This window comes from Rhodococcus sp. ENV425 (genome assembly GCF_002887785.1).
GTDB classification, from domain to species: domain Bacteria; phylum Actinomycetota; class Actinomycetes; order Mycobacteriales; family Mycobacteriaceae; genus Rhodococcus; species Rhodococcus aetherivorans.
In genome coordinates, this window is sequence record NZ_PCZU01000212.1 from 1 (window position 1) to 7,344 (window position 7,344).

The 7,344-nt window shown below is 74.5% G+C and carries 1 protein-coding gene; it reads left to right on the forward strand.

Annotated features, from left to right (window positions below):
• Positions 1-168: 168 nt before the first annotated feature.
• The coding region (locus CQZ88_RS17735; protein ID WP_258008651.1) for a non-ribosomal peptide synthetase at positions 169-7,344 on the forward strand (7,176 nt) is incomplete at its 3' end.

The following is a 7,344-nucleotide window of genomic DNA, read 5'->3' on the forward strand; positions in this document are numbered from 1 at the left end:
GACCTCTCGTAGTGGTGACAGGGACGGTCGCGGTGCCGTGCACCCGACCCAGCAGAACATATACGGTTAGCCTAACCTTTGGTATCGTCACGTTTCGCGCCGGACCGGCTTCACCTCTCGTGATGCGATACGGCACAGTCGAATTCGACCGTAGAAAGGGGATCGATCGTGCCCACGTCCGGCCCGTCGACCTCGGCATTTCCGCTGACGCGGGCCCAGTCCGGCGTATGGTTCGCCCAGCAGCTCGACCCCGCAAACCCCGTCTTCAACACCGCGGAATGCGTCGAACTCCGCGGCGACGTCGACGTCGCCGCGGTGACGCGGGCGGTCCGGGAGGCCGTCGCCGAAGCCGAGGTGCTCACCGCGGCCTTCGCCGTGGAGGCCGACGGATCGGTCCTCATCCGTCCCGGCGCGCACGAGGCGCCGGAGCCCGCCGTCGTCGATCTGCGCCGCGAGCCCGAGCCGGAGGCGGCCGCCCGGCGCTGGATGGCCGGCGACCACACGCGCGTGCTGGATCCCGCCCGCGAGCCGTGCCTGCGCGTCGCCGTGCTCCGCCTCGGCGACCGGCACGCCGTCCTCTACCTGTGCATCCACCACCTGGTGATCGATGCCTACGGCTTCGGCCTGCTCACCCGGCGCATCGCCGAGCGCTACACCGCCGACGTGCTCGGGCTGCCGGTCCCACCGGCCAGGTTCGCCCCACTCGCCCCCGTCGTCGCCGAGGAAGCCGCCTACCGTGCGTCCGCGGACTTCGCCGCCGACCGGGACTTCTGGGCCGGCTACCTCGACGGCGCCGAGGACGCCGTGACCCTCGCCGACGGTCCCGGCGGCATCGCCGTCCGCTGCCGCGGCGTGCGCCTGACCCTGACCGCCGAACAGCAGCAAGGGCTCTCGCGGATCGGCAAGGCCACCGGCGCGAGCTGGGGCGACGTCGTCACCGCCGCCGTCGCCGCGTTCCTGCGCGCCGCGACGGGACGCGGCGACGTGATCGTGGGATTCCCGGTGATGAACCGGCTCGGCAGCGCCGCGACGACCGTGCCGATGTCCGCGGTCAACGTCGTGCCGCTGCGCCTGCGTCCCGAACCCGCCCGCACCCTCGCCGATCTCGTCGCCGAGGTGCGTGCCGCCGTGGCGGACTGCCGCCCGCACCACCGCTACCGCGGGGAGGACATCCAGAACGACCTGCGCCTGCCCGCGGGCTCCCGGGGCGTCGTGGGGCCGTCCGTCAACGTCAAACCGTTCGGCGACCGGCTGCGCTTCGCGGACCTGCACGCCGCGGTGCACTCCGTGGCCCGGGGCCCGCTGCAGGACTTCATGGTGACCGTGCGGCCGCTCGACCACACCGGCGGCCTCGAAGTCTGGGTGGACGCGGATGCCGACGCCTACACCGCCGACGACCTCGCGCGGCACGCACGCCGTCTCGAACTGCTCCTCACCCAGGTCGTCGCGCTCGCCGATCCGCACCGGCCGCTGGCCCGGCTGCAGATCCTCGGCGCCGGCGAGCGCCGCCGCCTCCTCGTCGAGCGCAGCGGCGACGACCTGCCGGTGCCGACGGACCTCACGCTGCCGGACCTGCTGGCCGCGCAGGTGGCCCGTGACCCGGACGCACCCGCGGTGCGCGATGCCGCCACCGCCCTGACCTTCGGTGAACTGGCCGCGCGCTCGCGCCGCCTCGCCCGTCACCTCCTGAGCCTCGGGCTCGGCCCACAGCGGCGCGTCGCCGTCGCGCTGCCGCGCCGCGCCGACACGCTGGTTGCGCTGTTCGCCGTCCTCGAGGCCGGCGCCACGTGCGTTCCGCTGGACCCCGACCATCCCGCCGAGCGGCTCGCCCACGTGCTCGCCGAGACCGCACCCGGTGTCGTGCTCACCGGCGGCGACGGCGCCGCACGTATCGCCGAGATCTCCTGCACCGCAGGCCTACCCGATCCGGTGAACCTCGACGGGCTGGACCTGTCCGGCTACGACCCCGAGCCGCTGACCCGCGCGGAACGCGGCCGCCCGCTGCACGAGCTCGACGTCGCCTACGTCATCCACACCTCCGGTTCGACCGGCCGGCCCAAGGGCGTGGAGGTCCCGCACCGCGGCGCCGTCAACCTGTTCCACAGCCACCGCGAGCGCGTCTTCTCCCGTGCCCGCGCCGAGGCCGGCCGCGACCGCCTGCGGGTCGGGCACGCCTGGTCGTTCGCGTTCGACGCCTCGTGGGGCCCGCACCTGTGGCTGCTCGACGGACACGAGCTGCGCATCGTCGACGAGGCCACCCAGCGGGACCCGCACCGGCTCGCCGAACTCGCCGGCAGCGAGGGCTGGCACTTCGTCGAACTGTCGCCCGCGCAACTCGAGCAGATCGTCGAGGCCGACCTGCTGCCCGCCGGTACCGTGCCGACGCTCGGCTTCGGCGGCGACGCCGTCACCGACGCCCTGTGGCGGCGTCTGCGTGAGCGCGACGGCGCCGCGTTCAACTTCTACGGCCCCACGGAGGGCACCGTCGACGTCCTCGTCGCCGAGGTGGGGGACGCGGCGGAACCCGTGATCGGCCGGCCGGTGGCGAACCTGCGCGCCTACGTGCTCGACGCCGCGCTGAACCCGGTCCCGGAGGGCGTGGACGGAGAACTGTACGTCGCCGGCCCCGGCGTGGTGCGAGGCTACCTCGGCGCGCCCGGCGCGACCGCGGCGCGGTTCGTGGCGAACCCGTTCGGCGACAGCGAAAGCCGCATGTACCGCACCGGCGACGTGGTGCGGTGGACCGCGGACGGCCACCTCGTCTACCGCGGCCGCCGGGACGACCAGGTCAAGATCCGTGGCTTCCGCGTCGAACTCGGCGAGGTCGAGGCGGCGCTGCAGGAGCTGCCCGGCGTCGCGCGGGCCGTCGCCGTGGCGCGTCCCGACGCGACCGGCACCGCGCGGCTCGTCGCCTACCTGGTGGGCGGCGACGGTGACCCCGCGACGGCCCGCGAGCTCGTGGCGCGGCGGCTGCCGGCGCACATGGTGCCGTCGGCGTTCGTGTTCCTCGACGCGCTGTCGCTCACCTCCAACGGGAAGGTGGACCGCACGTCGCTGCCGGAACCGGACTTCGGGGCCCTCGTCGGCGGCCGCGCGGCCGCCACCGAACGCGAACGCGTGCTGTGCGCGGTGTTCGCGGACGTCCTGGGCCTCGACACCGTCGGCGTCGACGACGACTTCTTCCTCCTCGGCGGTCACTCCCTCGCGGCGGCCAAGCTGATCGCGAAGGTCCGCGACGCGCTCGGCGTGGAACTGCCGATCCGCACCGTCTTCGACCACCCGACCGTCGAGGGGCTCGCCGCGCAGTGCCCCGACGGTGCCGCGGCCCTGCGGATCCCGCTGCGTCCGGTCGAACGCGGCGACCGTGCACCGCTGTCGGCGGGGCAGCAGCGGCTGTGGTTCCAGTTCCGGCTCGAGGGCCCGAGCCCGACCTACAACGTCCCGCTGACGCTGCGCCTGCGCGGCGTCCCCGATCCGGCGGCGCTGCACGAAGCGGTGCGCGCGGTGCTGGACCGGCACGAGGTCCTGCGCACCGTGCTCGAGGACCACGACGGCGTCGGCATGCAGCGCGTGCTCGCCGCACCCGGCGTGCCGTTCACCGCCCGCACCGTCGAGGGGGCCGACCTGGACGCGGCGGTGGCGGCCGCGGCGCGGCACGTGTTCGACCTCGAACGCGAGATCCCGATCAAGGTGATGCTTTTCGAGGGCGGATCCGCGGAGGCCGTGCTGCTGGTGCTCGTGCACCACGTCGCCGCCGACGAGTTGTCCGCCCCGATCCTGCTGCGCGAGCTCGGCGCGGCCTACGCCGCCGCGGCCGCCGGGAGTTCCTGGACGCCGGCGCCGCTGCCGGTGCAGTACGCCGACTTCGCGGTGTGGCACCGCGAGATCCTCGGCGACGGCGACGGACTCGCCGCCCGCCAGCTCGACTACTGGCGCGCCCGGCTCGACGGGATGCCGGAGGAACTCGACCTGCCCACCGACCGGCCCCGCGGCGCGACGGCCACGTTCGCGGGCGGCACGGTCGAACGGCTGGTACCGCCGCACGTGGCCGATGCGCTGCGGGCCGTCGCGCGCGGTGCGGGCGCCACGATGTTCATGCTCGTGCACACCGCGGTCGCCGTCGCACTCGCGCGCAGCGGCGCGGGGGAGGACATCCCGATCGGCTCGCCCACCGCAGGCCGCCCCGCCGCCGAACTGGACGACCTCGTCGGGTTCTTCGTCAACATGGTGGTTCTGCGGACGGACCTGTCCGGCGATCCCGCGCTCGCCGAACTGCTCGCCCGGATCCGCAGCACCGACCTCGACGCCTACGCGAACCAGGACCTGCCGTTCGACCGGCTGGTCGAGGCCCTGAACCCCTCCCGCAGCGCCGGCCGGCACCCGCTGTTCCAGGTGCTCGTGCAGCACCGCACCCCGCCGGTCGTCGACGCCTTCGCCGGCCTGGAACCGCGGGTGTCCACCGTCGACACCGGCGCCGCCCTGTTCGACCTGACCTTCGACGTGGTCGAGGACGCGGGCGTCGGCCTGCGAGTGCGGGTGGAGTACGCGCGGGACCTGTTCGACGCGGCCACCGCCGATGCGCTCTCCGCCCGCGTGGTGCGCGCCTTCGCGGCGCTCGCGAGGGATCCGCGGACCCGGCTGTCCGCGCTCGACCTGCTCGCCGACGACGAGCGCGACCGTCTCTGCTCCGGCAGCCCGTACGTATGTATGGACGACGTCGAAGACGTCGGCGTGGATACCCTGGGTGAGCTGTTCACCCGCCAGGGGCGGCGCACCCCGACCGCGACCGCGCTGGTCACTGCCACCGGGACGCTCACCTTCGGGGAACTGCACGCCCGTACCAGTCGGCTCGCGCGGCACCTGATCCGCCGCGGCGTGGGACCCGAGACGGTGGTCGGGCTGATGCTGCCGCGCGGCACCGACGCGATCGTCGCGGCCCTCGCGGTGTGGCAGGCCGGCGGCGCCTACGTCCCGATCGATCCCGGGTACCCGGCCGAGCGCATCGAACACATGCTCGCCGACTCGAGGCCCGTCCTCGTCCTCGACGAGGCCGCGCTCGCCGCGGTGGACCCCACGCTCCCGGACACCCCGCTCGAGCCGGGCGAGCATCTCGGCGCAGTCTCCGGCGACGGGGCCGCCTACGTCGTCTACACCTCCGGCTCGACCGGGCTCCCCAAGGGCGTCGTGGTGCCGCACCGCGGCGTCGTGAACCTGGTCGCGACCCAGCGGCGCCGGACCGTCGGCCGCGCGGAGGACCGGCCGCTGAGGGTGCTGCTGACCTACGCGCTGTCGTTCGACTCCTCGATCGACCCGCTGCTGTCCATGCTCGCCGGGCACACCCTGTACCTGCCGGACGCCGACCTGCTCGCCGACGCCGCCGCCACCGTCGCCTACGTGCGCACCCACCGCATCGACGCCGTCGACTGCGTACCGCTGCTCATGACCGAACTGCTCGCCGCCGGCCTGTGCGAGCCCGCGGCGCCGCACCGTCCCAGCCTGCTCGCCGTCGGCGGCGAGGCCGTGTCCGCGGACCTGTGGTCGGCGCTCGGCGCGTTCGACGGGGTACGGGCGCTGAACATGTACGGCCCCACCGAATGCACGGTCGACGCCACGGTCGCCGAGATCCGCGGGGCGCGCCCGCACATCGGGGCGCCGATCGACGGCGCCCGGGTGTACGTGCTCGACGACCGTCTGCGCCTCGTCGCGGCGGGCGTGGCCGGAGAGCTGTACGTCGGCGGGCCCGGCGTAACCCGCGGCTACCTGAACCGCCCCGGGCCGAGTGCGGCCCGCTACGTGGCCGATCCGTTCGGCGCTGCGGGCGCCCGGCTCTACCGCACCGGAGATCGGGTGCGGTGGATCGACGCGGGCGGCGACCGTCCGGTGCTCGAGTACCTCGGCCGCAGCGACGATCAGGTCAAGATCCGCGGGTTCCGCATCGAGCTCGGCGAGATCGAGGCCGCGTTGTCGGCGCACCCGGCGGTCGCGGGCTGCGTGGTCGTGGCCCGGGAGGACGAGCCGGGCCGCCGCCGGCTCGTCGGCTACGTCACCGGCGCCGGAGCAGATCCGGAAGTGGTGCGGCAGCACGTGTCCCGTAGTCTGCCCGAGCACATGGTGCCGGCCGCGATCGTGGTGCTCGACGAGTTCCCGGTCACCCCCAACGGTAAGGTCGACCGGCGGGCGCTGCCCGCCCCGGTCTTCGCGCCCGCCGGGGCGTCCCGGGCCCCGGCGAACGACCTCGAGCGGCGCCTGTGCGCGGTGGTGGCGGAGGTGCTGCGCCTGGACACGATCGGACCCGACGACGACTTCTTCTCCCTCGGCGGTGATTCCATCGTCTCGATCCAGCTCGTGTCGAGAGCCCGGGCGGCGGGACTGCGCTTCGCCGCCCGCGACGTCTTCGAGCACCGCACCCCGGCGGGCCTGGCCCGCATCGTGCAGGTCGACACGGCACCGGACGAGACGGAACGCACCGCCGCCCTGGGTCTCGTCCCGGCGACCCCGATCGTGCACGACCTCCTCGACCGCGGCGGCCCCTACCGGGGATTCGCCCAGTCCCGCCTCCTGCACGCGCCCGTCGGGGTCGACCTCGGCACCCTGGTCGCGGCGGTGGGCCGGGTGCTCGCGGTGCACGACGCCTTGCGTGCCGTGTTCGATCCGGCGGCAAGGACATTCGACGTCCGTGCCGCGGACACCGTCGATCCGGCCACGCTCGTCACGCGGGTGGACGTCCGGGGACTCGACGAGCGGTCCCGCTCGACGGTGCTGTCCGAGGAGACCGACGTCGCCTGTGCCGCCCTGGATCCCGAGACCGGTGACATGATGCGGGTGGTCTTCTTCGACGCCGGCCCAGGGCGTCCGGGCCGGATCCTGGTGGTGGTGCATCATCTGGTGATCGACGGGGTCTCGTGGCGGATCCTGGTCCCGGACCTGGCCGTCGCGTGCGAGGGCACCGAACCGGCCGGCGGGGGAACGCCGCTGCGGACCTGGGCGCGGGGGCTGCTCGACCAGGTTCCGGCGCGGCGCGGCGAACTGGGGTTGTGGCGCCGCGCCCTCGAACCGGCCGGATGCGTGCGGATCGCGGGGCGGCGGGTGGATCCCGCGCGCGACACGATGGCGACGGTCTCGCGGGTGCAGGTGCAGGTCCCGGCGTCGGTGACCGAGGCGCTGCTGACGACGGTGCCGGAGCGCTTCCGCGCCGGCGTCGACGACGTGCTGCTCACCGCGCTGGCGCTGACGGTGGGCCGGGTGTGCGGCGGTGGGGCGGTCCCGGTGGACCGGGAGGGGCACGGACGCGAGGAGCAGGTGGTGCCCGGCGCCGACCTGTCCCGCACCGTCGGCTGGTTCACC